27 protein-coding genes and 1 tRNA gene are annotated in these 26,507 nt (G+C 57.0%); 17 read left to right on the top strand and 11 right to left on the bottom strand.

The window, feature by feature from the left end; all coding sequences use genetic code 11:
• Window positions 1-27 precede the first annotated feature (27 nt).
• Window positions 28-969, bottom strand: coding sequence for a CAF17-like 4Fe-4S cluster assembly/insertion protein YgfZ (ygfZ, locus tag AACY49_RS01700; protein WP_339521465.1), 942 nt, complete (start codon window positions 967-969; stop codon window positions 28-30).
• Window positions 970-1,118: 149 nt separating this feature from the next.
• On the opposite strand from ygfZ, the gene AACY49_RS01695 reads away from it, so the two are divergent.
• Window positions 1,119-1,373, top strand: a complete 255-nt coding sequence (locus tag AACY49_RS01695; RefSeq protein ID WP_007898624.1) for an FAD assembly factor SdhE — start codon at window positions 1,119-1,121, stop codon at window positions 1,371-1,373.
• Entirely contained in the window at window positions 1,357-1,809 is a 453-nt protein-coding gene (locus AACY49_RS01690) for a protein YgfX (RefSeq protein WP_339521464.1), read from the top strand. Before AACY49_RS01695 ends, AACY49_RS01690 begins: the two co-directional genes overlap by 17 nt.
• Here AACY49_RS01690 and nadB read toward each other — a convergent pair.
• Complete coding sequence (gene nadB, locus AACY49_RS01685; protein ID WP_339521463.1) at window positions 1,778-3,394, bottom strand: L-aspartate oxidase; 1,617 nt, start codon at window positions 3,392-3,394, stop codon at window positions 1,778-1,780. The two genes, AACY49_RS01690 and nadB, sit on opposite strands and share 32 nt — an antisense overlap.
• Window positions 3,395-3,951: 557 nt before the next feature.
• On the opposite strand from nadB, the gene rpoE reads away from it, so the two are divergent.
• The 4 genes from rpoE (at window position 3,952) to AACY49_RS01665 (ending at window position 7,796) form a co-directional block, all read left to right on the top strand.
• Window positions 3,952-4,533, top strand: coding sequence for an RNA polymerase sigma factor RpoE (gene rpoE / locus AACY49_RS01680; protein ID WP_003172477.1), 582 nt, complete (start codon window positions 3,952-3,954; stop codon window positions 4,531-4,533).
• A gap of 30 nt (window positions 4,534-4,563) precedes the next feature.
• Entirely contained in the window at window positions 4,564-5,151 is a 588-nt protein-coding gene (locus AACY49_RS01675; RefSeq protein WP_258697133.1) for a sigma-E factor negative regulatory protein, read from the top strand.
• Window positions 5,152-5,159: 8 nt separating this feature from the next.
• Window positions 5,160-6,122: a MucB/RseB C-terminal domain-containing protein gene (locus tag AACY49_RS01670; RefSeq protein WP_258697132.1), complete on the top strand. Its 963-nt coding sequence runs from the start codon at window positions 5,160-5,162 to the stop codon at window positions 6,120-6,122.
• 246 nt (window positions 6,123-6,368) lie between these two features.
• Entirely contained in the window at window positions 6,369-7,796 is a 1,428-nt protein-coding gene (locus AACY49_RS01665; RefSeq protein ID WP_258697131.1) for a DegQ family serine endoprotease, read from the top strand.
• 76 nt (window positions 7,797-7,872) lie between these two features.
• Here AACY49_RS01665 and AACY49_RS01660 read toward each other — a convergent pair whose 3' ends face one another.
• On the bottom strand, window positions 7,873-9,306 hold the full coding sequence (locus tag AACY49_RS01660) for a M48 family metalloprotease (protein ID WP_258697130.1): 1,434 nt from the start codon (window positions 9,304-9,306) through the stop codon (window positions 7,873-7,875).
• A gap of 98 nt (window positions 9,307-9,404) precedes the next feature.
• On the opposite strand from AACY49_RS01660, the gene AACY49_RS01655 reads away from it, so the two are divergent.
• Both AACY49_RS01655 and AACY49_RS01650 read left to right on the top strand, forming a co-directional pair.
• Window positions 9,405-9,644: a sulfurtransferase TusA family protein gene (locus AACY49_RS01655; RefSeq protein WP_007898654.1), complete on the top strand. Its 240-nt coding sequence runs from the start codon at window positions 9,405-9,407 to the stop codon at window positions 9,642-9,644.
• Between the two features lie 31 nt (window positions 9,645-9,675).
• Window positions 9,676-10,746, top strand: a complete 1,071-nt coding sequence (locus tag AACY49_RS01650) for an AI-2E family transporter (protein ID WP_258697129.1) — start codon at window positions 9,676-9,678, stop codon at window positions 10,744-10,746.
• Between the two features lie 130 nt (window positions 10,747-10,876).
• On the opposite strand, the gene AACY49_RS01645 is transcribed toward AACY49_RS01650, so the two are convergent.
• Window positions 10,877-11,350 carry a peroxiredoxin gene (locus AACY49_RS01645; RefSeq protein ID WP_258697128.1) on the bottom strand — a complete coding sequence of 158 codons (474 nt, stop codon included), beginning with the start codon at window positions 11,348-11,350 and terminating at the stop codon, window positions 10,877-10,879.
• Between the two features lie 10 nt (window positions 11,351-11,360).
• Complete coding sequence (locus AACY49_RS01640) at window positions 11,361-11,921, bottom strand: glycine cleavage system protein R (protein WP_253551533.1); 561 nt, start codon at window positions 11,919-11,921, stop codon at window positions 11,361-11,363.
• Between the two features lie 36 nt (window positions 11,922-11,957).
• On the opposite strand from AACY49_RS01640, the gene AACY49_RS01635 reads away from it, so the two are divergent.
• From AACY49_RS01635 to AACY49_RS01610, 6 genes are all read left to right on the top strand, one after another.
• Window positions 11,958-12,251, top strand: coding sequence for a hypothetical protein (locus AACY49_RS01635; protein ID WP_339521462.1), 294 nt, complete (start codon window positions 11,958-11,960; stop codon window positions 12,249-12,251).
• Window positions 12,248-13,126, top strand: coding sequence for a 4-hydroxy-tetrahydrodipicolinate synthase (gene dapA / locus AACY49_RS01630; protein WP_007941448.1), 879 nt, complete (start codon window positions 12,248-12,250; stop codon window positions 13,124-13,126). The genes AACY49_RS01635 and dapA overlap by 4 nt, the downstream gene beginning before the upstream one ends.
• A gap of 17 nt (window positions 13,127-13,143) precedes the next feature.
• A complete protein-coding gene (gene bamC / locus AACY49_RS01625) occupies window positions 13,144-14,259 on the top strand; it encodes an outer membrane protein assembly factor BamC (RefSeq protein ID WP_339521461.1) in 1,116 nt (371 codons plus the stop codon).
• Window positions 14,260-14,263: 4 nt separating this feature from the next.
• A complete protein-coding gene (locus tag AACY49_RS01620) occupies window positions 14,264-15,022 on the top strand; it encodes an MBL fold metallo-hydrolase (RefSeq protein ID WP_258697126.1) in 759 nt (252 codons plus the stop codon).
• A 28-nt stretch (window positions 15,023-15,050) separates the two neighbouring features.
• The gene (purC, locus tag AACY49_RS01615; RefSeq protein WP_007898671.1) at window positions 15,051-15,764 is read left to right on the top strand and encodes a phosphoribosylaminoimidazolesuccinocarboxamide synthase; all 714 of its coding nucleotides are present in this window, start codon (window positions 15,051-15,053) and stop codon (window positions 15,762-15,764) included.
• 84 nt (window positions 15,765-15,848) lie between these two features.
• Window positions 15,849-15,938 (top strand) — tRNA-Ser (locus AACY49_RS01610).
• A gap of 421 nt (window positions 15,939-16,359) precedes the next feature.
• Here the strand turns inward: AACY49_RS01610 and AACY49_RS01605 are convergent.
• Window positions 16,360-17,265 (bottom strand): hypothetical protein, encoded by a 906-nt coding sequence (locus tag AACY49_RS01605; protein WP_339521460.1) that lies wholly within the window; start codon window positions 17,263-17,265, stop codon window positions 16,360-16,362.
• Window positions 17,266-17,326: 61 nt separating this feature from the next.
• Here AACY49_RS01605 and AACY49_RS01600 point away from each other — a divergent pair, with 61 nt between their 5' ends.
• Together AACY49_RS01600 and AACY49_RS01595 are read left to right on the top strand one after the other, a co-directional pair.
• On the top strand, window positions 17,327-17,599 hold the full coding sequence (locus AACY49_RS01600) for a hypothetical protein (RefSeq protein ID WP_258697124.1): 273 nt from the start codon (window positions 17,327-17,329) through the stop codon (window positions 17,597-17,599).
• 55 nt (window positions 17,600-17,654) lie between these two features.
• The gene (locus tag AACY49_RS01595) at window positions 17,655-17,876 is read left to right on the top strand and encodes a helix-turn-helix transcriptional regulator (protein ID WP_258697123.1); all 222 of its coding nucleotides are present in this window, start codon (window positions 17,655-17,657) and stop codon (window positions 17,874-17,876) included.
• A 420-nt stretch (window positions 17,877-18,296) separates the two neighbouring features.
• Here the strand turns inward: AACY49_RS01595 and AACY49_RS01590 are convergent, their stop codons facing one another.
• From AACY49_RS01590 to AACY49_RS01570, 5 genes are all read right to left on the bottom strand, one after another.
• Window positions 18,297-21,443 carry an efflux RND transporter permease subunit gene (locus AACY49_RS01590; protein WP_445262623.1) on the bottom strand — a complete coding sequence of 1,049 codons (3,147 nt, stop codon included), beginning with the start codon at window positions 21,441-21,443 and terminating at the stop codon, window positions 18,297-18,299.
• Window positions 21,440-22,654, bottom strand: coding sequence for an efflux RND transporter periplasmic adaptor subunit (locus AACY49_RS01585; protein ID WP_339521458.1), 1,215 nt, complete (start codon window positions 22,652-22,654; stop codon window positions 21,440-21,442). The genes AACY49_RS01590 and AACY49_RS01585 overlap by 4 nt, the downstream gene beginning before the upstream one ends.
• A 126-nt stretch (window positions 22,655-22,780) precedes the next feature.
• Entirely contained in the window at window positions 22,781-23,812 is a 1,032-nt protein-coding gene (gene sbnB, locus AACY49_RS01580; protein ID WP_339521457.1) for a 2,3-diaminopropionate biosynthesis protein SbnB, read from the bottom strand.
• The gene (sbnA, locus tag AACY49_RS01575) at window positions 23,805-24,794 is read right to left on the bottom strand and encodes a 2,3-diaminopropionate biosynthesis protein SbnA (protein WP_258697119.1); all 990 of its coding nucleotides are present in this window, start codon (window positions 24,792-24,794) and stop codon (window positions 23,805-23,807) included. Before sbnA ends, sbnB begins: the two co-directional genes overlap by 8 nt.
• A 77-nt stretch (window positions 24,795-24,871) precedes the next feature.
• Window positions 24,872-25,351: a ParB N-terminal domain-containing protein gene (locus AACY49_RS01570; RefSeq protein WP_258697118.1), complete on the bottom strand. Its 480-nt coding sequence runs from the start codon at window positions 25,349-25,351 to the stop codon at window positions 24,872-24,874.
• 489 nt (window positions 25,352-25,840) lie between these two features.
• Between AACY49_RS01570 and cysC the strand changes: the two genes are divergently transcribed.
• Window positions 25,841-26,500 carry an adenylyl-sulfate kinase gene (gene cysC, locus AACY49_RS01565; RefSeq protein ID WP_258697117.1) on the top strand — a complete coding sequence of 220 codons (660 nt, stop codon included), beginning with the start codon at window positions 25,841-25,843 and terminating at the stop codon, window positions 26,498-26,500.
• The last annotated feature ends 7 nt before the right edge of the window (window positions 26,501-26,507 follow it).

Below are 26,507 nucleotides of genomic sequence, written 5' to 3'. Positions count from 1 at the left end.
TCTAGGGTATTGCGACAAGTGCTGCTGTTAACGCTGGATTTCGCGATCACGATCCAGTTGGTAAGGCAGGTCGAGCAGTTGCAGGCCCGGACCTTCAAGTGCGCCAAGGTGCAGGTTGTCATCTTCTACGGCTTCGGCTTGGAGCACGGCCAGGAGCTCAATGTTTTGCCCGGCGCGGGCGGCCAGCACCACTTCACCGATCGAACTGCCATGAGTGGGGGAGAACAGTGGGGTGCCGGGTTCCGGCAATTCACCGGCCTCCAGTTGCAGGCGATACAGGCGACGCTTGAGTTTGCCCAGATACTGCATGCGCGCAACGATTTCCTGGCCGGTATAACAACCCTTCTTGAAGCTCACGCCACCGACGGCTTGCAGATTGAGCATCTGCGGGATGAACAGCTCGCGGGTACTCGGCATGACCTGACCGATCCCGGCGCGGATCTGGCCCAGCAGCCATTGGTTCAGATCGCTTTCGGCTAACAGGGCGGACAGCTTGCCCTTGACGGTGTCGGCTTGATCGGAGCCAACCCAGAGTTCTGCGCGCTCAGGCGAGACGCGAAGGGCGATCAGGCCGTCATTACGCACGACGCTGTCGGTGTCGGCCGGCAGCACCAGGCCCAGACTGGCCAGTGCTGCATCGCCATGCTCAAGACCAAAACGAGCCCAGTGGGCACTTTCATCGGTCAGTTTCGATTTGGAGAACACCGCGTACTTTTTCAGGTCCGCCAGTTGCGGCTCCAGCAGTTCGCTGGCCATCGCCATCAGCACACCGTCGCCTTCCAGCAGAATCCGGAAACTCGACTGCATCCGGCCTTTCTGCGTGCAGCGCGCGCCAAGGCTGGCCTGGGTGTCGCTCAGGTAATTAAGGTTGCAAGTCAATTGGCCTTGCAGAAATTTGCCGGCATCCGCGCCGCGTACCGCGAGAACGCCTTCGTGAGACAGGGTGCAGAAAAAAGCAGAATCGGCCATGGGTCATCGCAGGGTAAAGAGTCCGAAGGACATCATAAGGGGGCGCCCATGAAATGGGTAGTTCACAAAGGATCATCGGTGCCCGACCAAAGCCCGCTGTTCGGCTCGCCTCGGGGCTGTATACTTGCGGCCTATTTGAGGAGCGCTCCATGGTCGAAGATGTTGAACTGAATCGCCTCTACTGGCACAGCCGCCGCGGCATGCTTGAGCTTGACGTGTTGCTGGTGCCGTTTGTGAAAGAGGTCTACCCGCACCTCAACGAGGTTGATCGCGCGTGCTACGTCAGGCTGCTCGAGTGCGAGGATCAGGACATGTTCGGCTGGTTCATGGAACGCGCCGAATCGGAAGATCCGGAGCTTCAGCGCATGGTTCGCATGATCCTGGATCGTGTCCAGCCCAAGTAACGCGTTCGAATGCCGCTGGCATGCCTCACGGCAGTTGCTGGCGGCCTATCTTCTGGCCCAGCTGTTCGCGCTGGGTTCGCTGCTTCTTCTCTCTATACCACTCTGGGCCAGCCTGCTCGGCTTCGTACTGTGCGTGGCTCACGGTTTCCGGGCGTTGCCGCGACACATTCTTCTGACACACCCGCAGGCCTTTTGTGGCTTGCGTCGCGATGCCGATGGCTGGCAGTTGTGGAATCAGGCGATGGGTTGGCAACCCGTGCAGCTACGGCCGGACAGCCTGGCGTTGCCGCTGGTCGTGGTGCTGCGTTTTCGTCTGCGGGGCGAGCGACGGGTCAGGGCGATATGCGTGCCGCGGGATTCGCAGGCGGCGGATTTGCACCGACGCCTGCGGGTTCGGCTCAAGTTCAGTCGGCGTAGGTGGGCGGCACCAGAATAGTGTCCAGGGCGACCGGTAGCATGTTCGGGTAGTCGAGGGTGTAATGCAGGCCGCGACTTTCCTTGCGCTCCATGGCTGACTGGATCATCAGCTCGGCCACTTGGGCCAGGTTACGCAATTCGATCAAATCCCGACTGACCTTATAGTTGCTGTAGAACTCGTCGATTTCGTCCAGCAACAGACGCACCCGGTGCTGGGCTCGTTGCAAGCGCTTGTTGGTGCGCACGATGCCAACGTAGTCCCACATGAATCGCCGCAATTCGTCCCAGTTGTGCGCAATGATCACGTCTTCATCGGAATCGGTGACCTGGCTCGCATCCCACACGGGCAGGGCGGTCGGAATCGACACCTCTGGCAACTGCTCAAGAATGTCCGCTGCAGCCGAACGGGCGTAAACGAAGCATTCCAGCAGTGAGTTGCTGGCCATGCGGTTGGCACCGTGCAGGCCGGTGAAGCTGGTTTCGCCAATTGCATACAGGCCCGGCACGTCGGTGCGGCCCCGCTGATCGACCATCACGCCGCCGCAGGTGTAGTGCGCCGCGGGTACCACCGGGATCGGCTGTTTGGTGATATCGATGGAGAATTCCAGGCAGCGTTCATAGACCGTCGGGAAGTGCGTCTTGATGAAGTCTTCAGGCTTGTGACTGATGTCCAGGTAGACACAGTCGATACCCAGGCGCTTCATCTCATGGTCGATAGCACGGGCGACGATGTCCCGTGGTGCCAGCTCGGCTCGTGGGTCGAAGCGCGGCATGAAGCGTTCGCCACTGGGCAGTTTCAGGTGGCCGCCTTCGCCGCGCAAGGCTTCGGTGATCAGGAAACTCTTGGCTTGCGGATGATACAAGCAGGTCGGGTGGAACTGATTGAACTCCAGGTTTGCTACCCGGCAGCCCGAACGCCAGGCCATGGCGATGCCATCACCACAGGCGCCGTCGGGGTTGCTGGTATAGAGGTAGACCTTTGCCGCGCCGCCCGATGCAAGGATCACGAAGCGCGCGCCGTAGGTGTCGACTTCACCGGTTCCGCGGTTGAGCACATAAGCGCCGAGGCAACGGTCGCCTTCAAGGCCCAAGCGCTTTTCGGTGATCAGGTCGATGGCGACCCGCTGTTCCAGCAATTCGATGTTGGGACGCTGTTTGGCCTGGTCGAGCAGGGTTCTGAAGATCGCCGCGCCCGTCGCATCGGCGGCGTGGATGATGCGCCGATGACTGTGACCGCCTTCGCGGGTCAGGTGAAACTCGAAACCACCGTCTTCGGTGCCGGACTGTTCATCGCGGGTAAAGGGCACGCCTTGATCGATCAGCCATTGAATGGCCTCTCTGCTGTGTTCGACGGTAAAGCGCACGGCGTCTTCATGGCACAGACCGCCGCCGGCGTTGAGGGTGTCATCGACGTGGGATTCGACAGTATCGGTGTCATCCAGAACGGCGGCGACACCGCCCTGGGCCCAGAAAGTCGAGCCATTGGCGAGGTCGCCTTTGCTCAATACGGCGATGCGCAAATGACCGGGCAAGGTCAGCGCAAGGCTCAAGCCGGCAGCACCGCTGCCAATTACCAGAACATCGTGTTGAAACTGTTGGCTCATTTCAGGATTCCGCTCAAAGCGACCCGGGTCGGGGGTGGCGCAGGACAACTGGATCGGCAAGTCAATACAGCCACACAGCCCACTAGTATATAGAGGGGGGGAGCGGCACAATAGCTGAGCCCACATGGCATTGTGAAACTACTGTGACGGAAAAGACTGGACGCTTCGTCGGATGTTTTTTTGACCGCTTCGGCGACAAGGCGACTGTATCGCGGATTTAACAGTCTTTTTCTCTTCACGGTTGCACAATGTCGGTTCCGGGCAGCTATAAATATGGAACTTTTGCCAGCGGCCCAAGATCAATAGACGGTTGCCTGAAACAAGGGACAGTGTCGGCTTCGGTGCGGGACTTGCGGTTGGGTCCTAGCTGACGAATCCGATGACAAGATTATTCGCGCAGCCGGGTTATCCCGCGCTGCGCTTTTCGTGCGTGCCAAATCAGAGCCCGCAGGAAACTTGCTTGGAGGGGGAGAACTTTTGCGAAAAGCCCGAGTCTATGTTTGCAAGTCTGGTCGTTCAGTTATGCAAGCCTCCTCCGAGCTTATCGAGGAGTGTTCATGCTAACCCAGGAAGAGGATCAGCAGCTGGTCGAGCGTGTTCAACGCGGCGACAAGCGAGCTTTCGATCTGCTAGTGCTGAAATATCAGCACAAAATTCTCGGGTTGATCGTGCGTTTCGTGCACGACACCCATGAAGCCCAGGATGTAGCACAGGAAGCCTTTATCAAGGCATACCGTGCACTTGGTAATTTTCGCGGAGACAGCGCGTTTTATACGTGGCTTTACCGCATCGCCATCAACACGGCGAAAAACTATCTGGTTTCACGCGGCCGTCGGCCGCCGGATAGCGATGTCAGTTCCGAGGATGCAGAGTTCTACGATGGCGATCATGGCCTCAAGGATCTCGAGTCGCCAGAACGTGCATTGCTGCGGGATGAGATCGAAGGCACCGTCCATCGAACCATTCAGCAACTGCCAGAAGATTTGCGTACGGCTTTAACTTTACGTGAATTCGATGGTCTGAGTTACGAGGACATTGCCAGCGTCATGCAGTGTCCGGTGGGTACCGTGCGCTCCCGGATTTTCCGCGCCCGGGAGGCCATCGATAAAGCCCTGCAGCCGTTGTTGCAGGAAAACTGAGACAGCGGCGACAGCCAAGAGAGGAACGCCATGAGTCGTGAAGCCCTGCAGGAATCGCTGTCCGCAGTGATGGATAACGAAGCGGACGAATTGGAATTGCGTCGGGTATTGAATGCCTTTGACGATGTTGAAACTCGCGAAACCTGGGCTCGTTACCAGATCGCTCGGGCAGTCATGCACAAGGACCTGCTGCTTCCTCGTCTGGACATCGCTGCGGCAGTCTCTGCTGCGCTGGCTGACGAAGCCGTACCGGCAAAAGCCTCTCGCGGTCCATGGCGCAGCCTGGGTCGTCTGGCAGTCGCTGCTTCGGTGACCATTGCTGTGCTGGCGGGTGTTCGTCTGTACAACCAGGACGAGATCGCTGGTGTCGAACTGGCTCAGCAATCCAGCCAGCCGGGTCTGGCCACTCCTCAGGTCAAGGGTCCCGCTGTATTGGCAGGCTACAATGAGAGTTCGGAAGCCACTGGCCCTATGGCCAACGGCGTATTGCAAGGTCAGCCAGGCTGGCACGATCAGCGTCTGCCAGGTTACTTGCGCCAACATGCTCAACAGGCTGCACTGAAAGGTACTGAGAGCGCTCTGCCTTACGCTCGAGCAGCAAGCCTGGAAAACCGTTAAGGAGGATCATGCGCGCCATACCTCTACTTGCGCTTCTGCTCAGTGGCTGGTTTGTTGTTCCAGCCCACGCCGATGAAGCCCAGGACTGGCTGAAGCGTCTGGGACAGGCCGAGCAAACGCAGAGCTTTCACGGTACTTTCGTCTACGAGCGTAACGGTAGTTTTTCTACCCATAACATCTGGCACCGCGTCCAGGATGGCAAAGTCCAAGAGCGTTTACTCCAGCTCGACGGCTCGGCTCAGGAAGTCGTGCGCATTGATGGGCATACTCAATGTGTCAGCGGCACCTTGATAGCAGGGCTGGGGGACTCACCCAACTCCGCCGCTCGTGCACTCGATCCACAAAAGCTGAAGAATTGGTATGACCTTGCCGTCATCGGCAAGTCGCGTGTGGCCGGGCGTGCCTCGGTGATCGTGTCGTTGACGCCACGCGATCAGCACCGCTACGGTTTTGAGCTGCATCTGGACAAGGAAACCGGCTTGCCGTTGAAGTCATTGTTGCTCAATGACAAAGGGCAACTGCTGGAGCGATTCCAGTTCACCCGACTGGATACTGCCGAGGTACCTTCCGACAGCGATTTGCAGGCAGGTTCTGATTGCAAACCCATTACCCTCGACAGTGACAAGGCTTCCGCCGTCAAAACCGCGCAGGTCTGGCATTCGGACTGGTTGCCGCCAGGTTTCGAGCTGACCAGCAGTACCTCGCACAAGGACCCGGATACCAAAGTCCAGGTCAACAGTCTGATGTTCGACGACGGTCTGGCCCGATTCTCGGTGTTCCTTGAGCCGTTGAATGGCGCAACAGTCACCGACACACGTACCCAGCTGGGGCCGACAGTCGCTGTCTCCCGCCGCTTGACCACCCCGCAAGGCGAGATAATGGTGACCGTGGTCGGTGAAATACCGATTGGCACCGCCGAACGAATTGCGCTGTCCATGCGCAACGATGCCGCGGCTACCAGCAAGCAGTGAGCTGATCAGCCATGCTCATCAATCGGGGGCTGGATGGTGTGGGAGGTCGCAATGGCTGCCCCGTCGTTGAGGCCTCGAAATGTTTTGCTGAGCATTTTCATTTGCAAATATCCCGAAAATTTTTTATAGGTCAGAGCCCCTCGGCTCTGGCCTTGTTTGTTGTTCCCGGAACAAAAATACCGGCGTATCGTTCCCGGTGTTCCTTGCTCCATATCGCTTAACCATGCTCGTCGTAACGGGAGCCGTATGTCGATACCACGCTTGAAGTCTTACCTCTCCATTTTTGCCACCGTGCTGGTGCTCGGTCAGGCGGTTGCTGCGCAAGCGGTCGAATTGCCTGACTTCACACAACTGGTCGAGCAGGCCTCGCCCGCGGTGGTGAACATCAGTACCACGCAGAAGCTGCCGGACCGCAAGGTGTCCAGCGAGCAAATGCCTGACCTTGAAGGCTTGCCGCCGATGCTGCGCGAGTTCTTCGAACGTGGCATGCCGCAGCCGCGCTCACCTCGTGGCGATCGCCAGCGTGAAGCGCAGTCCCTGGGTTCGGGTTTCATCATTTCGTCTGACGGCTACATCCTGACCAACAACCATGTGATCGCCGATGCCGACGAGATTCTCGTGCGCCTCGCCGATCGCAGTGAGTTGAAAGCCAAGCTGATCGGTACCGATCCGCGTTCCGACGTCGCCTTGCTGAAAATCGAAGGCAAGGACCTGCCGGTCCTGAAACTCGGTAAATCGCAGGACCTGAAAGCCGGTCAGTGGGTCGTGGCCATCGGCTCGCCGTTCGGCTTTGACCACACTGTGACTCAAGGCATCGTCAGCGCCATCGGTCGCAGCCTGCCGAACGAAAACTATGTGCCGTTCATCCAGACCGACGTGCCGATCAACCCGGGCAACTCCGGTGGTCCGCTGTTCAACCTGGCGGGTGAAGTGGTCGGCATCAACTCGCAGATCTACACCCGCTCTGGCGGCTTCATGGGCGTGTCGTTCGCGATCCCTATCGATGTGGCAATGGACGTTTCCAATCAGCTGAAAAGCGGCGGCAAGGTCAGCCGTGGTTGGTTGGGCGTCGTGATCCAGGAAGTGAACAAGGATCTGGCCGAGTCGTTCGGTCTCGAGAAACCGGCCGGTGCGCTGGTGGCTCAGATCCAGGATGACGGTCCGGCTGCCAAGGGTGGCCTGCAAGTGGGCGATGTGATCCTGAGCATGAACGGTCAGCCGATCGTCATGTCTGCCGATCTGCCGCACTTGGTGGGGGCGCTGAAGGCAGGTTCGAAAGCCAATCTTGAAGTGATCCGCGAAGGCAAGCGCAAGAATGTCGAGCTGACCGTCGGCGCTATCCCTGAAGAAGGCAAAGAGCTGGACGCCCTGCCTAAATCCAGCGTCGAGCGCAGCAGCAATCGCCTGGGTGTATCCGTGGTCGAGTTGACCGATGAGCAGAAGAAAACCTACGACCTGAAAGGCGGTGTGGTGATCAAGGAGGTCCAGGACGGTCCTGCTGCCCTGATCGGCTTGCAGCCGGGCGATGTGATCACTCACCTGAACAACCAAGCGATCGGCTCCGCCAAGGAGTTCACGGAGATTGCCAAGGCGCTGCCGAAAAACCGATCGGTGTCGATGCGGGTTCTGCGTCAAGGTCGCGCCAGCTTCATCACCTTCAAACTGGCTGAATAAACCGGTTGTCGGCTGAATAAAAAACCGCCTCGAAGGAGGCGGTTTTTTTGTGCCTGATTTTTCTGTCTGGAAAGAATCAGCCCATCATGTCCTTGACCATGCGTTCCTGCTCCATCAACTCACGTTGCCGTGCGTCGATCCGCGATGACAGCGGGAAGTTGCTGCCAGCCTTGCGCTTGGCGAAGTCCAGTTGCTGGATCGCCTGGCGATAGTCGCCGACCAATGCAAAGTACTCCGCGCGAGCCTGATGCAGGCCAATGATGTTGCCCGACAGGCCGCGAGTCTCGGCTACGAGGTACCAGACGTCCGGATCGTCGGGACGGGTCTTGAGCAGGTTTTCCAGTGCTTTTTCCGCATCGGCCGCTCGATTCTGCTTGAGCAACAGGTCGACACGCACCTGATTCAGCGGGTAGTTGCCTGGATACTGAGTGAGCATCCGGTCGACCCGTGACTGAGCATCGGGCAGGCGATTATTGGTAATGTCCAGATCGACCTGCGCCAGGTTATAGATGATCTCGTTAGGCGATTTGGCCAGTAGCGGCTTGAGGTTCTCGCGAGCCTCATTCAGCTGGCCGCCCTTGATCTGGGCGATCGCCAGGCCATAGCGCGCGACGTCGTTTTTCGGGTTTTCATCCAGTTGGGCTCGGAAGCGCTTGGCGCCCAGGCCTGGGGTTTCTTCGTAGATCAGCTGTACGCGCGCCCGAATCAGCTGATAACGCATGCTGTCTTCGATACCGCCCGGTTTGGCCTGTTCGGCACGGTTGCGGGTGTCGGCGATCCGCGATTCGGTCACCGGGTGAGTCAGCAGGAATTCCGGCGGTTTGGCATCGAAGCGGTACTGGCGCATCAGCCGTTCGAACATGGTCGGCATCGAGCGCGGATCGTAACCGGCCTTTTCCAGATTCATGATGCCGATACGGTCGGCTTCCTGCTCGTTCTGGCGCGAGAAGCGTCGTTGTTCCTGGATCGCCGCCGCTTGAGTGCCGGCAATGGTCGCGATCCCGGCATCGCCTGCCCCGGCTGCGGCAATCACGATCCCGGCCAGCAGGGCAGCCATCATCGGCACCTGCATGCGCTGCTGGGCTTCGACACCGCGTGCGAAGTGGCGCTGCGACAAGTGAGCCAGTTCGTGGGCCAGTACCGAAGCATATTCACCTTCGGTCTGGGCATTGAGGAACAAGCCACCGTTTACGCCGACGATCCCGCCCGGCGCGGCAAACGCGTTGAGCTGCGGGCTGTTGATCAGGATGAACTCCAGGCGCCGGTCATTGACCTGGCTGGTCTCCACTAGCCGGTAGACGCTGGATTCGACGTAATCCTTGAGTTGCGGATCGTTGAGCTGCGACACCTGGCTGCGCAACAGCGCCAGCCATGCACGGCCCAGTTGGTATTCCTGTTGCGGCGAGACGATGGCAGAACTGGCGTCGCCGAGTGACGGCAAGTCGTCGGCGAAGCCCGGTGAGGCGAGCAGGCAAGCGAGCGTCAGCAGGGTAGGGCGCAAAAAAGTCATGCACAAAGCCTTAGTCGACAAAGACCTTACTGTAGCCGGACACTACGCTTGGGACCAGATATTCTAAGCGGCTCAACCCCCTGCTCCGGAGTGATTCGATGACTGACGCTGTAACCCACGACGCCGAACTGGACGCCAGCGGACTGAATTGTCCGTTGCCGTTGCTCAAGGCCAAACTGGAGCTCAATCGACTGGCTAGCGGTGCGGTGCTCAAGGTGATCGCCACCGATGCAGGCTCTCAGCGCGACTTTCGCACCTTTGCCCGATTGGCTGGTCATACGCTGCTTCGTGAAGAAGATGAGGCGGGCGTTTACCGCTATTGGTTGAAAAAAGCCTGAAACCTGCTGCGTTCGTTTCTAAGGATTATTGATGTTCAAAGTGTTACGCGACTGGATTCAGCGCTACTTCTCGGATGAGGAGGCCGTGGTGCTGGCGGTGCTGCTGTTTCTGGCATTTACCGCCGTACTCACCTTGGGTGGAATGCTCGCGCCGGTACTGGCCGGGATGGTCCTGGCGTATCTGATGCAAGGGTTGGTGGTGACTCTCGAGCGCCTGCGCGTACCGGGTGGCGTGGCGGTGGGGCTGGTCTTCGCGTTGTTCATGGGGCTGTTGCTGGTATTCATCATCGTCGTAGTGCCACTACTCTGGCATCAACTGATCACGCTGTTCAACGAATTGCCCGGCATGCTCGCCAAGTGGCAGTCGTTGCTGTTGCTGCTGCCCGAGCGTTATCCCCATCTGGTGTCGGACGAGCAGGTGTTGCAGGCGATCGAAGTGGCGCGGGGCGAGATCGGCAAGTTCGGCCAGTGGGCGCTGACGTTTTCACTGTCGAGCCTGCCGCTGCTGGTGAACATCATGATTTATCTGGTGCTGGTGCCAATCCTGGTGTTCTTCTTTCTCAAGGACCGGGAAATGATCGGCCAGTGGGTGCGCGGTTATCTGCCGCGGGAGCGGGCGCTGATCACCCGGGTAGCCCAGGAAATGAACCGACAGATCGCCAATTACATTCGCGGCAAGGTCATCGAGATTTTCATTTGCGGTGGCGTGACCTATATCGGTTTCGTTGTTCTGGGCCTCAACTACGCGGCACTGCTGGCATTACTGGTGGGCGTGTCGGTGGTGGTGCCTTACGTCGGCGCAGTGGTGGTGACCGTGCCGGTCATGCTGATTGCGCTGTTCCAGTGGGGCTGGAGCGATCAGTTCATCTATTTGATGGCGGTCTACGGGATCATCCAGACGCTGGATGGCAACGTGCTGGTGCCGCTGCTGTTCTCGGAGGCGGTCAATCTGCATCCGGTGGCGATCATCTGCGCGGTGCTGCTGTTTGGCGGGTTGTGGGGCTTCTGGGGAGTGTTTTTTGCGATTCCGCTAGCAACCCTGTTCAAGGCTGTGCTGGACGCCTGGCCGCGCAAAGAGCCGGTGGTGTCGCCGCTGCTTTAATTCTTTAGTGAGGCTGATGGCCTCTTCGCGAGCAGGCTCACTCCCACATTAGATCGCGTCAGTCAAAACAACTCGGTCAACTGTAGGAGTGAGCCTGCTCGCGATAGCGTCGGAACAGGCGCCAAATGAATCAGGCCTTGTTCAGCGCCTGAGCTGCAGCCAATACCGCATCCACATGGCCCGGCACCTTCACACCGCGCCATTCCTGACGCAACACACCGTCCTTGTCGATCAGGAACGTGCTGCGATCAACGCCCATATATTCTTTGCCATAGAGCTTTTTCAGCTTGATCACGTCGAACTGCTGGCAGAGCGCTTCTTCCTTGTCGCTGATCAACTCGAAGGTGAACGCCTGCTTGGCCTTGAAGTTTTCGTGGGATTTGAGGCTGTCGCGGGATACGCCGAAGACTTCAGTGTTGGCGGCTTTAAAAGCATCAAGCTGATCGCGAAAGCCCTGACCCTGAGTGGTGCAACCTGGCGTGCTGTCCTTCGGATAGAAGTAAATCACCACTTGCTTGCCTTTAAGGCCCGCGAGGCTGACGTTCTGCCCGCTGGTGGCGGGGGCTTCGAAGTCGGCAACCGGTTGGTCGATGGCAACGGCCATGGAAGTTTCCTTACATTGGGTTTTGTGGGCGCCACGGTTCGATCAGGGCATCCAGATTCAGCGCGTCGGCGAAATCCAGGAATTGATCACGCAGCCAGCTGATTTGCACGCCGGCCGGCAAGGTCACGGTAAACGTGGCGTTGAGCATGGTGCCGCCGGTTTGCGGAGCCTGATAGGTGTCGCAGGTCAGGTTTTCCAGCTCGACGTTGTGGTCCATGAAGAACTGGCACAGCTCGTTGATGATGTCCGAGCGATAGGCCGAGCTGACATAGGCGACGTACGGCAGGGCCTGAGGACGATTCTCCAGGGCTGCGCTGCGCACCACATTGACGGTGAAGGCGTGCCGTTTGGCCAGCACTGGCAGACTGCCTTCGAGGCGCGCCAGGGCGTCCCAGCTGCCGGAGATCTCGAGGATCAGCGCACTGCATTCGCCATGGCGCGTCAGGCGAGAGGTGACCACGGCGCAGCGGTTTTCATGGCTGGCGCGGCACAGGACGTTAGTCAGCTCCATGGGGTTGGCGCCGAGGGCACTGATGACAAGGAATTGTTCGCGAACTGTGGGGGTGGACATGCAGCATTCCTAAAGCGATGAGCGGTCGATACTTTTATGGGCCTTTTTTACCGGGACGAGCCTGCGGATGCGAATTCAGAAAACCCGGCCGAAGGTTGCAACGTGCTCCAGTATGGCGAGAGCGAGGGGTGGCAACGCTGGATCGGGGCTTGTGATGCCGAAAATGGAGGCTGGAACGCGGCGTACGAGCTTATCAGTACCGATCAAAGTCTGAAGGGTAGCGAAAAGCAGCGCCAAGGGGAATGGCAGCAGCGCAGTACTTCGCTTGTACAAGCATCTTGGCGCCAGTACCATTACCGCTCTCTTTTTCCGGCAGGAGCGGTTGCATGATTGCGGGCAGTATGGTGGCACTGGTCACACCCATGGATGCACAGGGTCGTCTTGACTGGGACAGCCTGAGCAAACTGGTGGACTTCCACCTGCAAGAGGGCACCAACGCCATCGTGGCGGTCGGCACTACGGGTGAGTCGGCCACGCTTGACGTGAACGAGCACATCGAAGTGATTCGTCGCGTGGTTGCCCAGGTTGCAGGGCGTATTCCGGTGATCGCCGGTACGGGCGCCAATTCGACGCGCGAAGCGATCGAACTGACCACCAACGCGAAGAACGCCGGCGCCGATGCGTGCCTGCTGGTAACCCCTTACTACAACAAGCCGACGCAAGAAGGCCTGTACCTGCACTTCCGCGCCATCGCCGAAGCGGTCGATATCCCGCAGATTCTTTACAACGTGCCGGGTCGTACCGCGTGTGACATGCAGGCCGAGACAGTGATCCGCCTGTCGACCGTGAAGAACATCATCGGCATCAAGGAAGCCACGGGCGACCTGCAGCGCGCCAAGGACATCCTGGCGGGCGTGAGCAGCGACTTCCTGGTCTATTCCGGTGACGACGCGACCGCGGTCGAGCTGATGCTGCTCGGCGGCAAGGGCAATATTTCGGTGACCGCCAACGTCGCGCCGCGCGCCATGAGCGAGCTGTGCGCCGCGGCCATGGCCGGCGATGCCGTCAAGGCCCGGGCTATCCACGAAAAGCTGATGCCGCTCAATAAAACCCTGTTTATCGAATCCAACCCTATCCCCGTGAAATGGGCACTGCATGAAATGGGCTTGATGCCGGACGGTATCCGTCTGCCGCTCACCTGGCTCAGCGCTGCCTGTCACGAACCGCTGCGGCAGGCCATGCGCCAGTCCGGCGTCCTGGTTTAATTGAGGAAGTACAACGCATGAAGCGAATGGCCGGACTTTCCGCACTTGCCTTGATTATCTCCAGCACCAGTGGCTGTGGATGGATCTGGGGCCCGGAAGGTTACTTCCGTGACCGTGGTAGCGATTACCTGGAAGCGCAACAGACTGCACCGATGCAACTGCCACCGGATGTCAGCACCGCCAAGCGCCTGGATCCGCTGTTGCCGATCCCGCGCAACGTGGCCGACGACACCGCCAAGGGCGAATACATCGTGCCTCGTCCGCAGCCGCTGTCGGCAGCGGCTGATGCCAGCGCCTACTCACTGCAGAAGAGCGGTGATTCGCGTTGGATCATGGCTCAGAACCCGCCGGCTGAAGTCTGGCCAGTGGCCGTGCAGTTCTTCCAGGACAACGGTTTCCGTCTGGACGAACAGCGCCCGCAAACCGGCGAATTCACCACCACCTGGCAGCATTCCGACGAACTGTCCGCAGCCATGGCCAAGCGCCTGAGCGCGGCCGGTGTCGGCGCCGACAGCGAAACCCGCGTGCGGGTGCGTATCGAGCCGGGCGTGCAGCGCAACACCAGTGAAGTCTACGTGGTCAGCGCCGAGCGTCCTGCCGGCAGCACCGCCAATGTCGATTTCACCAATCGTTCGGTCAATACCGGCCTGGACGCAGCGCTGGTCGACGACATGCTTGCGAGCATGAGCCGCACTTCGGAGAAGGGCGGTTCGGTTTCCATGCTGGCGAGTCGTGATTTCGACACGCCAAGCCGTGTCAGCCTGACCGAAGACGGCAGTGGCAACCCGGTGCTCAACGTCGGTACCGACCTGGATCGTGCCTGGTCGAGCGTCGGTCGTGCGCTGGAGCAGGGCGAATGGCGTGTTGAAGACATCAACCGCAGCCTGGGCCTGTACTACATCAACCTCGCCGAAAAAGCCGAGAAAAAGGACGAGCAGCCAGGTTTCTTCAGCGGTCTGTTCGGCAGCAAACCGGACAAGGAAGAAGTTGAAGCCCGCGCCGAGCGTTATCAGGTTCGTCTGAGCAAGGTTGGCGACAACGTACAAGTCACCGTCGAGAAAAACATCAACACCGTGGCGCCGGCAGACGTGGCGCGCAAAGTGTTGACCGTGATTCAGGACAACCTGGGCTGATCCCATGCGTTTTGCCGTTCTCGGCAGCGGTAGCCAAGGGAACGGCACGCTGGTAGCCAGCGATGACACGTATGTACTGGTGGATTGTGGTTTCTCCCTGCGGGAAACCGAAAAACGCCTGCTGCGCCTGGGTGTGAACCCTGCGCAGCTGAGCGCGATACTCGTGACCCACGAACATGCCGACCACGTGCATGGCGTGGGTTTGCTGTCTCGGCGTTACAATCTGCCTGTCTACCTCAGTCGCGGGACCTTGCGCGGGATGCGCAAACCGATTGAACCCGCAGGCCTTCTGGCCGGCGGCGAGCAACTGCAAATCGGCCCTCTGAGCATCGGCGTCATTGCCGTGGCCCACGATGCGCAGGAGCCAACGCAGTATGTCTTCAGTGATGGTCAGCGGCGTTTCGGCCTGCTGACCGACCTGGGTTCGTACTGCAACAAGGTGCTGGACGGTTATCGGGACCTCGATGCATTGATGATCGAGTCCAACCATTGCCGTGACATGCTGGCTCGCGGTCACTACCCTTACTTTCTCAAGCAGCGGGTAGGCGGTGAATTGGGACATTTGAACAACCATCAGGCGGCATTCCTGGTGGCCGAGTTGGGCTGGCAAGGCCTGCAACACCTGGTCCTGGCCCATCTGAGCAGCAAGAACAACCTGCCGCAGCTGGCCCGGCAATGTTTTGTCGACACCCTCGGGTGCGACCCGGACTGGCTGCAACTGGCCGATCAAGATTCAGGGCTCGACTGGCGACACATCGCCTAGCCCACCTACTTAGCAAGCGGAGCCCATCATGGAAAAACGTGAAGAACTCTACCGCGGCAAAGCCAAATCGGTTTACAAGACCGACGACGCTGACCGCTTGATCCTGCTGTTTCGCAACGACACCTCGGCGTTCGACGGCAAGCGCATCGAGCAGCTCGACCGCAAAGGCATGGTGAACAACAAGTTCAACGCCTTCATCATGCAGAAACTCGAAGCAGCCGGCGTGCCGACTCAATTCGACAAACTGCTGGGCGACAACGAATGCCTGGTGAAGAAACTCGACATGATCCCGGTCGAGTGCGTCGTGCGTAACTACGCCGCCGGCAGCCTGGTCAAGCGCTTGGGCGTGGAAGAGGGCATGAAGCTCAACCCTTACACCTTCGAACTGTTCCTGAAGGACGACGCCAAGGGCGACCCGTTCATCAACGAATCCCACGTCGTGGCATTCGGTTGGGGCACCGCCGAGCAACTGGTTCGCATGAAAGAACTGTCGCTCAAGGTCAACGAAGTCCTGAGCAAACTGTTCGACGACGCCGGCCTGCTGCTGGTCGACTTCAAACTCGAATTCGGCGTGTTCTCCGACGGCTCCATCGTTCTGGGTGACGAATTCAGCCCGGACGGCTGCCGTCTGTGGGACAAGGCCACCGGCAAGAAAATGGACAAGGACCGCTTCCGTCAGGGCCTCGGTGACGTCATCGAAGCCTACGAAGAAGTCGCCAACCGTCTGGGCGTACCGCTTTAATCGACGCAAGCATCTGATAGCACGGAAAAAAATCGCTCAAGGGGGTTCGCTTCCGGCGATTGTGCTGTTATGATGCGCGCCGTTGGAGAGATGCCAGAGTGGCCGAATGGGACGGATTCGAAATCCGTTGTACCTTCACCGGTACCTAGGGTTCGAATCCCTATCTCTCCGCCATATATGCACAAAAAGGCCCCATTCTATGGGGCCTTTTTGCATTCTGCGGTTTCTGTTCCCCCATCTGTTCCCCCACTCTACTTTTGTGTGATTTTGCTCTGCCGCCCTCTAAAGGGTGTGAATGCAGCGGTGTGAGCGTCTGGAATAAAAATACTCATCAGATCGTATGACGTGCGCGGCCTAGTCATCTGCGGCCCTGTTGTGCGTGCGTGGTCGGTCAGTACTCTATCGTCGTCATGTTGCAATCCCTCTATTGAGTCGCTATGGGCGTCGGGCAGGTGTCAGTGCCGAAGCAAGCTGATGACCCACCCTACCAGTTCAAGGCTGGCCCGCCTGGGCGCACTGAGACCTCAGTGAGCAGCCCAGACTGCCCAAGGGGCTCAGCGCCTGCCCGGGAAGGTGTCTCATGAGCCGATTTTAATCAGCCTCCTGCCTTAGCTTCCAAACCAAGGGCCTCTTTCTCCTGCTGTTCGCGCATGAGGTCCCCGAGAGTCTGGCCGGCCTTGTATTTGCTGGGTGGGCTTAGTGTTGCTGTTTGGGCAGTCTGGGGTGGTCTGTCTGTCTCTAGGTGGGATGAAGCATTCTCATTGGGCTGTGCCTTCAGATCCCCACTAACAGGATCGTCGGTCAATGGGCTGGCACTATTGCGTGCGACTGACGAGCTGGACTCGGGCTTTGCTTCTGGAGTCTGCTGGTCCTGAGGTGCTGGGGGAGCGACCGGGCTCTCATCAATTATCACCTGGGTACGAGCTGGCTGCGTCGGTGTACTGCTGTCGGTCTCTGCCGCATTTTCTTTCGATGCGTGGTGGGTGGCGTTACTTCCTTTTCTGGGGCGATCAAGGAGCCCTGAGCGTAGAAGCTTAATCTCACCTTTTATATCGGCGTCAACTTCGGTCATTGTTTGCTTACGTAGCTGTTCTATCCTGTGCTGCTGCACCTCGGTGAGGCTCTCTGTCGAGATTGAGGCATCTTCCAGCAGGACTGCAGATCGACACAGTCGCGCCACGCTGACCTCCAGCAACTCTCTCAGGGTGCTGTTGGTCTGTCTGTAATGGTTGGTCTGATTTCTGCAATTGCTCAGCAGTTCTTTGTGCGTCTTTTTTGCTTCGTTGAGCTTCTCCTCAACACTTGCATGTGCATCCTGCTCGGCGGAGATCAGTCTGCTGAGCATGTCGGCGGCAGTAATCTTGTGCTTCTTTGTGAGTCGCGTCAGCTCTTCTTCTACATCGATTCCGAGCTTGAAGGCATAGGTCTTACGGTCCTTGTCTTTATCTGAGGCGTTGCGTTTCGCCTGCCTCCGGGCATTTTTCATCTGCCCAATGATCAATATGCCCGTTCTCGATCGCTCCAGCTCCTCGCCGATCTGACTCCACTATAGGGTTTACGTATTGGCAATACAGATCAAGAAGCTGCTTTGCCAAGCCTCCGAGGTTTCGTTTGACACGATGGATTTCGTCATCATGCCTCAGCCTATGGAGCGTGGTTATTGCGGCATCACGCTGCTTGCTCGGCCCCATGATTTAGATGGCTGGCGTAGCTGTTTATTCGTTGAACCCGATACCAAGCCGCAGGAGTTTACCTGCGAGTCTGACATTCCTATCGAGTATCGATACCGCTACGGCTTGCTGACTCGGCCAGGCGGCAAGGCGAAGAACACGTAGGTATTTTTCTACAGGACCTCCCAATCCTCTGAACGGAATACAGAGGAGCCAGTTCATGAGGATCATTCGTCTGAAAGACGTCAAGCACGCCACCGGCCTGGGTCGGTCCACGATCTACAAGTACATCAGCGAGGGGAGCTTTCCGAAGCCAGTGTCATTGGGTGACAGGGCTGTCGGCTGGGTTGAAAGTGAAGTCATGGCCTGGGTCATGGCTAGGATCGAGGCTCGTGATAGTCACGAGTCCCTCACTGCGGTGTCGCAGTTAAAGGCTGCATGATCAGCCGATGGGCTGAGCTTGCGCCCAGTCATTCGGTCGGCGTTCGAGCTGATCGAATGGCTCAAAAAAGTGGTTTATTTCCAGAGCATCTGAATCATTGAATCTGTCACATTCTTCCCTTGTTCTCTGGCATTCCGCCGCTCCACTCCCTTGCGGGCGTGGAGCGATAGGTTTCGGTATTAGTATTATTTATAGGGTCTATATTCATAGCCAATATTTATACGAGATATTGCTGATGTCGACTTGTGTTCGCTTCCAGCGTCAGAGGCGCTGAAAGCATGACTACGAAGGCGATCGCAATGAGTGTGAATCGGGTAAAGAGCGTCATAGTTTTCGTCATCCTGGACGTTAGCGAAACTGTACATAATCAGCGAGAAACCGAGTACGGCCAGATGGCAATCCTGATCCTGAAGGCATCTACTACTGACCCGATATTTCGGCGCGCTGATCTGCAGCGTGAGCCTCACTGTGCGATCCAAACCATCGGTTCAGCCGTTTTGACAAACTGTCGAGATAAAGATAGATGACCGGCGTGGTGAACAGGGTGAGCAGTTGGCTTATGACGAGGCCACCGACCAGAGCATAGCCCAACGGTCGCCGTAGCTCCGAGCCCATGCCGGTACCTAGCAATAGAGGCAGCGCACCGAATAGAGCGGTCATCGTCGTCATCATGATCGGACGAAAGCGTAGCAGGCATGCAGTGCGGATGGCGTCGAACGACGATATGTTGTCTCGGCGTGTCGCGGTAATGGCGAAGTCGACCATCATGATTCCGTTCTTCTTGACGATGCCGATCAACAAAATAATGCCAATCAATGCGATCAGACTGAAGTCATAGTGAAAGAGCCAAAGGGTGGCGATTGCTCCGACACCAGCCGAAGGCAAGGTCGATAGAATAGTTAACGGATGAACAAAGCTCCCATAAAGTGCGCCAAGGATCAGGTACGCGACGACCAGCGCCGAGATGATCAGGATAGGCATTGTCGCCAGCGTACTCTGGAAAGCCTGGGCGGTTCCCTGAAACGAGCTCAACACCGCTGGCGGTAGTTGCAGTTGTGCTTGCGCGGCCTCGATCGCTGTGGTCGCCTGACCAAGCGATACACCAGGTGCGAGGTTGAAGCTGATCGTGACCGATGGGAAATGTGACTGGTGATTGACTGATAACGGTTGCACCGGATCCGTCGTCCATTGCGCCACCGAAGACAGCGGTACCATGGCGCCTGTCGACGGCGATTTCACATAGATCCTATCCAGTGCACTCGCATCGCGTTGCAAAGACGGCAGCACCTCCATGATGACTTTGTAGGTCGCTAGTTGCGTGAAATATTGCGCAATCTGACGTTGTCCGAAGGCGTTGTACAAAGTGTCGTCAATCAATTCAGGGGTTAGGCCGTAGCGTGCAACCTGATCGCGATCAATTGACACACTCAGCGCCGTGCCGTTTACCTGCTGGTCCGTCGCTACATCCCTGAGTTGCGGCAACGACGACAACTGGGTGAGTAGTCGCGGTGCCCACTTCGTCAGTTCCGCAACGTCCGCGCTCTGCAGTGTGAGTTGATATTGCGTGCGGGAGAGTCGTGCACCGATGATGACGTCCTGTGCAGCCTGCATATACAGGCGTACCCCCGTCACTTTTGCGAGCTGCGGCTTCAGACGCTGGATGACCTCGTCAGCAGAAGCGTCGCGCTGATTACGAGGCTTCAGCGTAATGTACCAGCGCCCGTTGTTGACAGTGGTGCCGGTATAAGCGCTGCCGCCGACAGCCATCAAGCAGTGCTCGACTGCGGGATCCTTGCTAATGATCGCGGCCAGTGCTTTGGAATGCCGCCCCATTTCTTCGACCGAGATATCCTGTGAGGCCTCCGATAAACCGGTAATGAGGCCGGTGTCCTGTTGCGGAAAGAAACCTTTGGGTATGCCGATATAGAGAAACACGGATGCAATCAGCGAAAGAAAAAAGACGCAGAGCGTGGCGAATTGATGCTTTAGGGCGATATCGAGGTAGCGCTCATACCCATGCGTGAGCCGATCCAGACTTTTTTTGATCCAGCCATCGGAGCGTTCGTTTTCGGGCAATGTCGGCCGTAGTAGGTAGCAAGCCATCATCGGCGTCAGCGTCAGTGATACGAACGCCGATACGATAATCGTCATTGACAGCGTGACCGCGAACTCCCGAAACATTCGCCCGATGATGCCGTCCATCAGTAGTAGGGGGATCAGGGCCGCGACGAGCGAGATGCTGATAGACGCAATCGTGAAGCTGGTTTCACTAAGGCCTTTGAACGCGGCCTGCCTCGGCGATACGCCCTGCTCGATGTGGCGCGAAATATTCTCCACCATCACGATCGCGTCATCGACGACGAAGCCCACCGCGATGGTCAACGCCATTAGTGAGATGTTGTCCAGGCTGTATCCACATGCCCACATGAGCGAACATGCTCCGAGGAGCGACACGGGCACCGTGACGGCTGGAATGATCGTTGTGCGCACGTTCCCTAGAAATGCATAGATGACCAGGACGACCAGAACGATGTTAACGAGCAGTGTCAGTTCGATATCGAGCAACGATGCGCGGATAGTCTGAGTTCGGTCTGCAAGAACAGCGACTTTCAGTGACGGTGGAAGCGTCGCAACGAGCTCCGGCAGTTTCGCTTTGATCTTGTCGACAGTGTCGACTGTATTAGCACCTGGCTTCTTGTAAATGCCGATGGTGATCGCCCGCTTACTGTCGAGCCATGCTGACAGCGTACTGTCTTCCGGTCCGAGTATCGCTGTACCGACATCGCTGACGCGAATCGGATTGCCTTCTCGGTGAGCGATGATCGCATTGTTCCACTCGGTGGGATCAGTGATCTGGCCGTTCGTATAAATGGTATATGAGCGTGTCGCTCCGTTCAGCACCCCTTTGGGACTGACCCCCGAGACCCTCGTTAACGACAGTCGTACGTCTTCAAGCGACAGGCCTTTGGCAGCTAGTTTCAGGGGGTCGAGCTGGATACGGATCGACGGTTTCTGTTGGCCTCCGATCGACACAGCACCGACGCCATCGATCTGACTCAGGCTTTGCGTGAGCCGTGTTTCAACATAGTCATTGATGGTCGTCAGCGGTAGTGTCGCGGAGGTCGCGCTCAGCAGTAGAATCGGAGGGTCGGCCGGGTTGAGTTTCTGAAACGTCGGAGGTGATGGTAGGTCTTTGGGCAATTGTGCGGCTGCCGCGTTTATAGCGGCCTGCACATCGTTCCCCGCGGCGTCGATGTTGCGATCCAGACTGAACTGCAGAACGATCGACGTCGAGCTTAACGTGCTCTGCGATGTCATCTGCGTGACGTATGGGATTTTCGCGAGCTGTGTTTCTAGCGGTTGCGCGAGCGACGATGCGACAGAGATTGGATCGGCCCCTGGAAGCGTCGCGGATACTTGAATGGTGGGAAATTCGACCTGAGGCAGCGGCGCGACGGGCAGATGAAAATAGGCGACAAGCCCGCTAAAGATGATGCCAACCATCAGCAGACAGGTCGCGACTGGGTAACGGATGAACGGGGCAAACAGGTTCGTGTTCATGGTCATTGAGCGTCCATCGCGAGCCGGGCTGTCGACTCCGTCTGCATTTGCGTGTCCGATGTAGCATTGGTGTTCGCCAACGTAACGGAGACAAGCGTTCGGTCCTGCAAGCGATATTGCCCTTTAACCACTACTCGCTGCTTTGGCTGCAAACCGCTTGTTATAGCGGCATATCCCACTGATCTGTGTTCGACGACGATCGGTTGTACTGTCACCCGGTTGTCGTCTCCGACTACATAGGTAAATAGGCCTTCGGGCCCATGTTGAACAGCATCTTCAGGTACCACGATCGCCTGCTTTAACACGCTAATCACCGTACGAGTCATCACTGACTGTCCTGGCCAAAGCGCATTCGTGTCATTCAAGAATTCCGCTTTCAGACGGATTGTTCCACTGGAGGAGTCGACGCTGTTGTCGACGGCGCTCACATGCCCGCTGGACAAGAGCGTCTTGCCATCAGTCGTCAGCGCATCGATCGAGACCTTACCTGCGGCGATCGCCTGATGGATCGCAGGTAATGCATTCTCAGGTTGGGAGTACACCACTGAGATCGGTGAAATCCGAACGAGTGTGAGAATCGACGTGTCGTTCGCCTTCACGATATTGCCCGGATCTACGAGTTGGAAACCGACCCTTCCGGGCAGCGGTGCATTCACCGTCGTATACCCGGCCTGCACCTGCGCACTCTGAATGGCTGCTTGGTCACCGCGTACCTGTGCCGTCAATTGTGCGACCAGTGCTTTCTGCGCTTCGAGCGCCTGCATGGAAATTGCGTTGACCTTCGCGAGTTTCAAGTGCCTTTCTAGGTCCAGTTTGGCGTTTGCGAGCATCGCTTGATTCTGTTCCTTCTTGGCGACTACCTGATCCAGCGTCGCACGAAATGATCGACTGTCGATCTCGAACAGTGGATCGCCTTTTCGTACGAATTGCCCCTGTTTAAAGAACACTTTGGTGATCTGGCCGTCGACCTGACTTTTTATCGTGATCTGCTCGATTGGCTGAACCAGCCCGACGCCCGTAAGGTACATCGGTAAGTCCATACTCAGCACTTCGACCGCCGTCACCGGTACGGCCGCTTCTCCTGGATTACCTGCACTTGGCTGCGACGCGGATGTAGTGCTTGATCCGCCATAAACAAACAGTGCCAAGGCAGCGATTATTGGAAGCAGGAGAAGAGAACGCTTGGTTTTTAGGCACTTCGGAAATGAGATAGACATTGGCGCGTGCGATTCCAGAAAAGCGATGAAAGGGTTAAGGCGCAGCTCGATAGGTAAAAACAGTGGTGATGCTCGGCGTGTCTGTGCAGTACCGGTGATGGTTGCGCTGCAGCGGGGCCGGTCGCTTCAGTCGGTCCAGCGTCGAGTTGTCGAAAAAAATCCGGGAATGGCATGACGCGCGCCGGCAAGTTGGCTTTTCTGATAGATAAACATCGCAACTCCCAGATCGAGGACGCCCAGGCCGAACGGCGAGAATATGGTTGGCTTGCCGGTATCGATCCGCGCTTGACCAAGAATGAATTCAGCCAGAGTCCCAGAAATGAAATCGCGATGCCCATACTGCTGCTCTGCGAGATGCGGTGATGTATTAGCTTTCATGCAGTGGTCGACATCGTCCAGGATGTTGTTACAGGCAAGGATGGTTTCAGGTGGCAGGTCACGCAGGGAAATGTTCAATACCAACTGTGACTGAACAAAGTTGTGTGTTGCCGGGATCCACGGGCTGCCTGCTGTGGTCGCCAGCACAACGATGTCTGCGCTGAGTGCCTCGTCTTGGGAGCCTGGGCGCACAGGGTAAATTGAGCGCGCATTTACGTTGCGGACAAATTTTTCGCAATGTTGCGCGGATATGTCATACAGGCACACATCTTCGAACTGCCAACCGTGAGCCTTGAAAAACTTGAGAATAGTGCTCGCAATAAGGCCTCCACCGATTATGCCCAGGCGTGCTGCGCGTCGGTTCTGCGGACCGAGCTGGCTAGCGGCCAGCACCGCGGAAGCAGCAGTGCGGGCGGCGCTGATCTGCGATGCTTCAAGACATGCGAACGGATAACCGGTTTGATAGTCGTTAAGCACAATGACGGCTGAAGCCCGTTGCAGATTCGCATCAATATTGCGCGGGTAGCTCGCAATCCACTTGATGCCCGAAAACGAGGAGCCGTTATTTTCGTCTCGGATGGCTGTGGGTAACGCGATGATGCGAGCCTCGGGCTTGTCATCGAATTTCAGAAAATAGCTATCCGGATTGACGGTGTTGCCGCTGTGATGCAGTAGGTAGCAATGTTCGACGATATTGATAATGTCCACTGTCGAGTTTGACAGCAGCGTCTGAATGTAGTCGCCCCCGATCACCGAAAACTGCGGGTCGTGATTATGCATGCTCTGGGATATCCGTAGTCGTATGCGAGAGTTCGCGCCATGCGAGACCAAATGTACTGTCACACCATTCGTCGCTATAGATTGTGTCGAAATAGGAATTGCCGAGGTCTGGAGAAATCGCGACGACGGTCGCATCACGAGGCAGTTCGGCAGACATGCGCTTGACTGCCGCGAGCACGGTACCGGTCGACGCGCCGCAAAAGCTGCCGTAGCGAAGCGCTGCGTCTCGGCAGGCCGCTACTGTTTCAGCCTCGGGTATCTGAATGAGTCGGTCCAGTTTGCTGCGGTTGAAAAAATGCGGCATCACGCTGGCTCCCAGGCCTGGCAAATAACGGCGTTGACCGGGTGTGCCAAATGTCACTGAGCCTATCGAATCGACTGCAATGAGTTTCGTGCGAGGAGAATGGCGGCGAAAAAAATCAGAGCAGCCCATGAGCGTGCCCGTGGTGCCGGCACCCACAAACAGATAATCAATATGGTCGAACTCATCGAAGATCGCTTGCGCGGTCATCTCGACATGGACGGCGGGATTTGCCGGGTTCTGATATTGGTTGAGCCAGGTGAGCTCAGGATCGAGATCAAGTGCATTTCGGATATAGGCGAGCCGATTGCCAAGATAACCGCCTTGTTCGTCGCGGCAATCGATGACCACCACTGTGGCGCCCAGCGCCCTCATTATCCCGACGCATTGTGCGCTGGTATTGCTGTCGACGACGCAAGTGAATCGATAGCCTCTGGCTGCGGCAATCATGCTCAATGAGAGTCCAAGATTACCTGAACTCGACTCTATGAATCTCTTCTTCTCCCGCAAGTTGCTGTGCTCTTCCGCGTTTCTCATCAGCGCCATTGCAGTTTTAATCTTGATGGAACCCCCGGGATTGAATCCCTCCATCTTTAAATATAATTTTTTCCCCGGTGTAAACTGATCCAGTAACAGGAAAATATTGTCATTGATTATTTGATCGATGGAGTCGAATTTCATTTTTAGTTTTACCCCGGGCACAAATAGGCAAGATCTAACAAGGATCTGATAATAGAGTCAGCGTCGCATAAGATTTATTAGCTGCTTATCACCTTGCAACTTGAAGGGATTAAGCGATCACTACTTTTAAAAGGGGCGAGCAGTTCCTGAAAGGAAAACTCGATTATCAGTTCACCGCCGGTTTGCAGGGTGTGTCGGGTAGATTTTGGTGGATATAGCTTGCCTTTCAACCCGCGCGAAATGACCTCGGCAGGCGTCACCAGAAGGTCCTTCCTGCGCGACTCCAGCAGGACGTGGGAATATGAAAGAAGAATGCAGGGGACGCGGGCGAATTTCTGCTCAAGGGCGAAGGCCCTGCGATGGTGACCATCCATGATGATCAGCGTTGAGCGCTCGACGAGAATGGGGGTTTGCCACTGGCTAGATGACAGCATCTGCGCGGTTAGCTCACGCAAATGACTCGGAATAATCTCTTCCGTAGGCTTCAGCATTTCGGGTGGTAAAAACATTAACTCAGGAGCTTCCTCGGAGTGAGGCTCAGCTGTCCGTACGTTCATTTCACGCCTTTCCTCGGGCATTTCGCGCCTCTTCCATGTGCGGACTTTCCGGTGAAACTGCTGACAACCACCTGGTATGAGCCAGTGGAATGCACCGATTGCACCTTACAACCAAGCGAACATCCATAACTGCGCTAGCAAAAATCCCTCCTGAGTCTGGAGGTATCACCACCTGATGCCTTAGAGAAAACAGGCCTGTCCACAGTGGTGCAAGTATCAGCTTTTTTTATAAAGCAGCATTGGATCCAGTTTGTCAAAATTTTTTTTCGGATGACAAAAAATTTAACTAGTTTTGGTTTGAAAAACTTTACAACCTAAGAATGTTCAGCTACTTCTGCAATGCCACAATCAGTATCAATGTGTGTCCGTGATCGATTGGAAGTTCGAAAATGTGTTGAGCTACGGCCGATAAAGGCAATAAACACGCAAAGGAATTGCAACACCGTTCCAACTCTATGAGCGGTGATTAGAACAAGGAGAGGTATTGTCATGCATGACCGTAAAGCTATCGATTGTGGAACACATTCCCCCCTCAATACTTCTCCGTTTGGCCCGTCGTCGGCCGTTTTTTGGCTGACGGGTGTATCAGGCGCTGGAAAGACCACGATAGCGACGAGTTTCGAAAGCGTTTGCCGCACAGCAAATTGGCCGGTCGTGACACTCGATGGTGATGTCGTGCGTAGCCGCTTGAATTCGGACCTTGGTTTCTCGGAGCAAGACCGCGCGGAAAACATCCGTCGAATTGCCGAGGTCGCAGCACTGATGGCGGATGCACACTTACTCGTGATCGTCTCGTGCATTTCGCCGATGAAGTCGTTCCGGGACATGGCCAGAACCATCATCGGCGACCGACGCTTCATCGAAGTGCATATCGACACCCCACTCGAAGTCGCGGAAGAGCGGGATCCGAAAGGTCTGTACCAGCGCGCCCGCGCCGGAAAAATCCAGTTGTTCACAGGTATCCACGCCCAGTACGAGGCGCCGCTCAATCCGCAAGTACGTATCGACACAACCACCACCGATATCGATACAGCCACAGACATCCTGCGTCGGTACTACATCGATAGCGTGCTACGACCCACCCCGCACGAGCCTTCCGCATTCAGGTCTTCGCCCCAGACCAGTCTCGACACAGCAACGTCCGAATAACGCGAGC

It is taken from the genome of Pseudomonas sp. EL_65y_Pfl2_R96, assembly GCF_963970905.1.
In the GTDB taxonomy this organism is placed as follows: domain Bacteria; phylum Pseudomonadota; class Gammaproteobacteria; order Pseudomonadales; family Pseudomonadaceae; genus Aquipseudomonas.
This window is presented reverse-complemented; position numbering and strand designations above follow the sequence as displayed.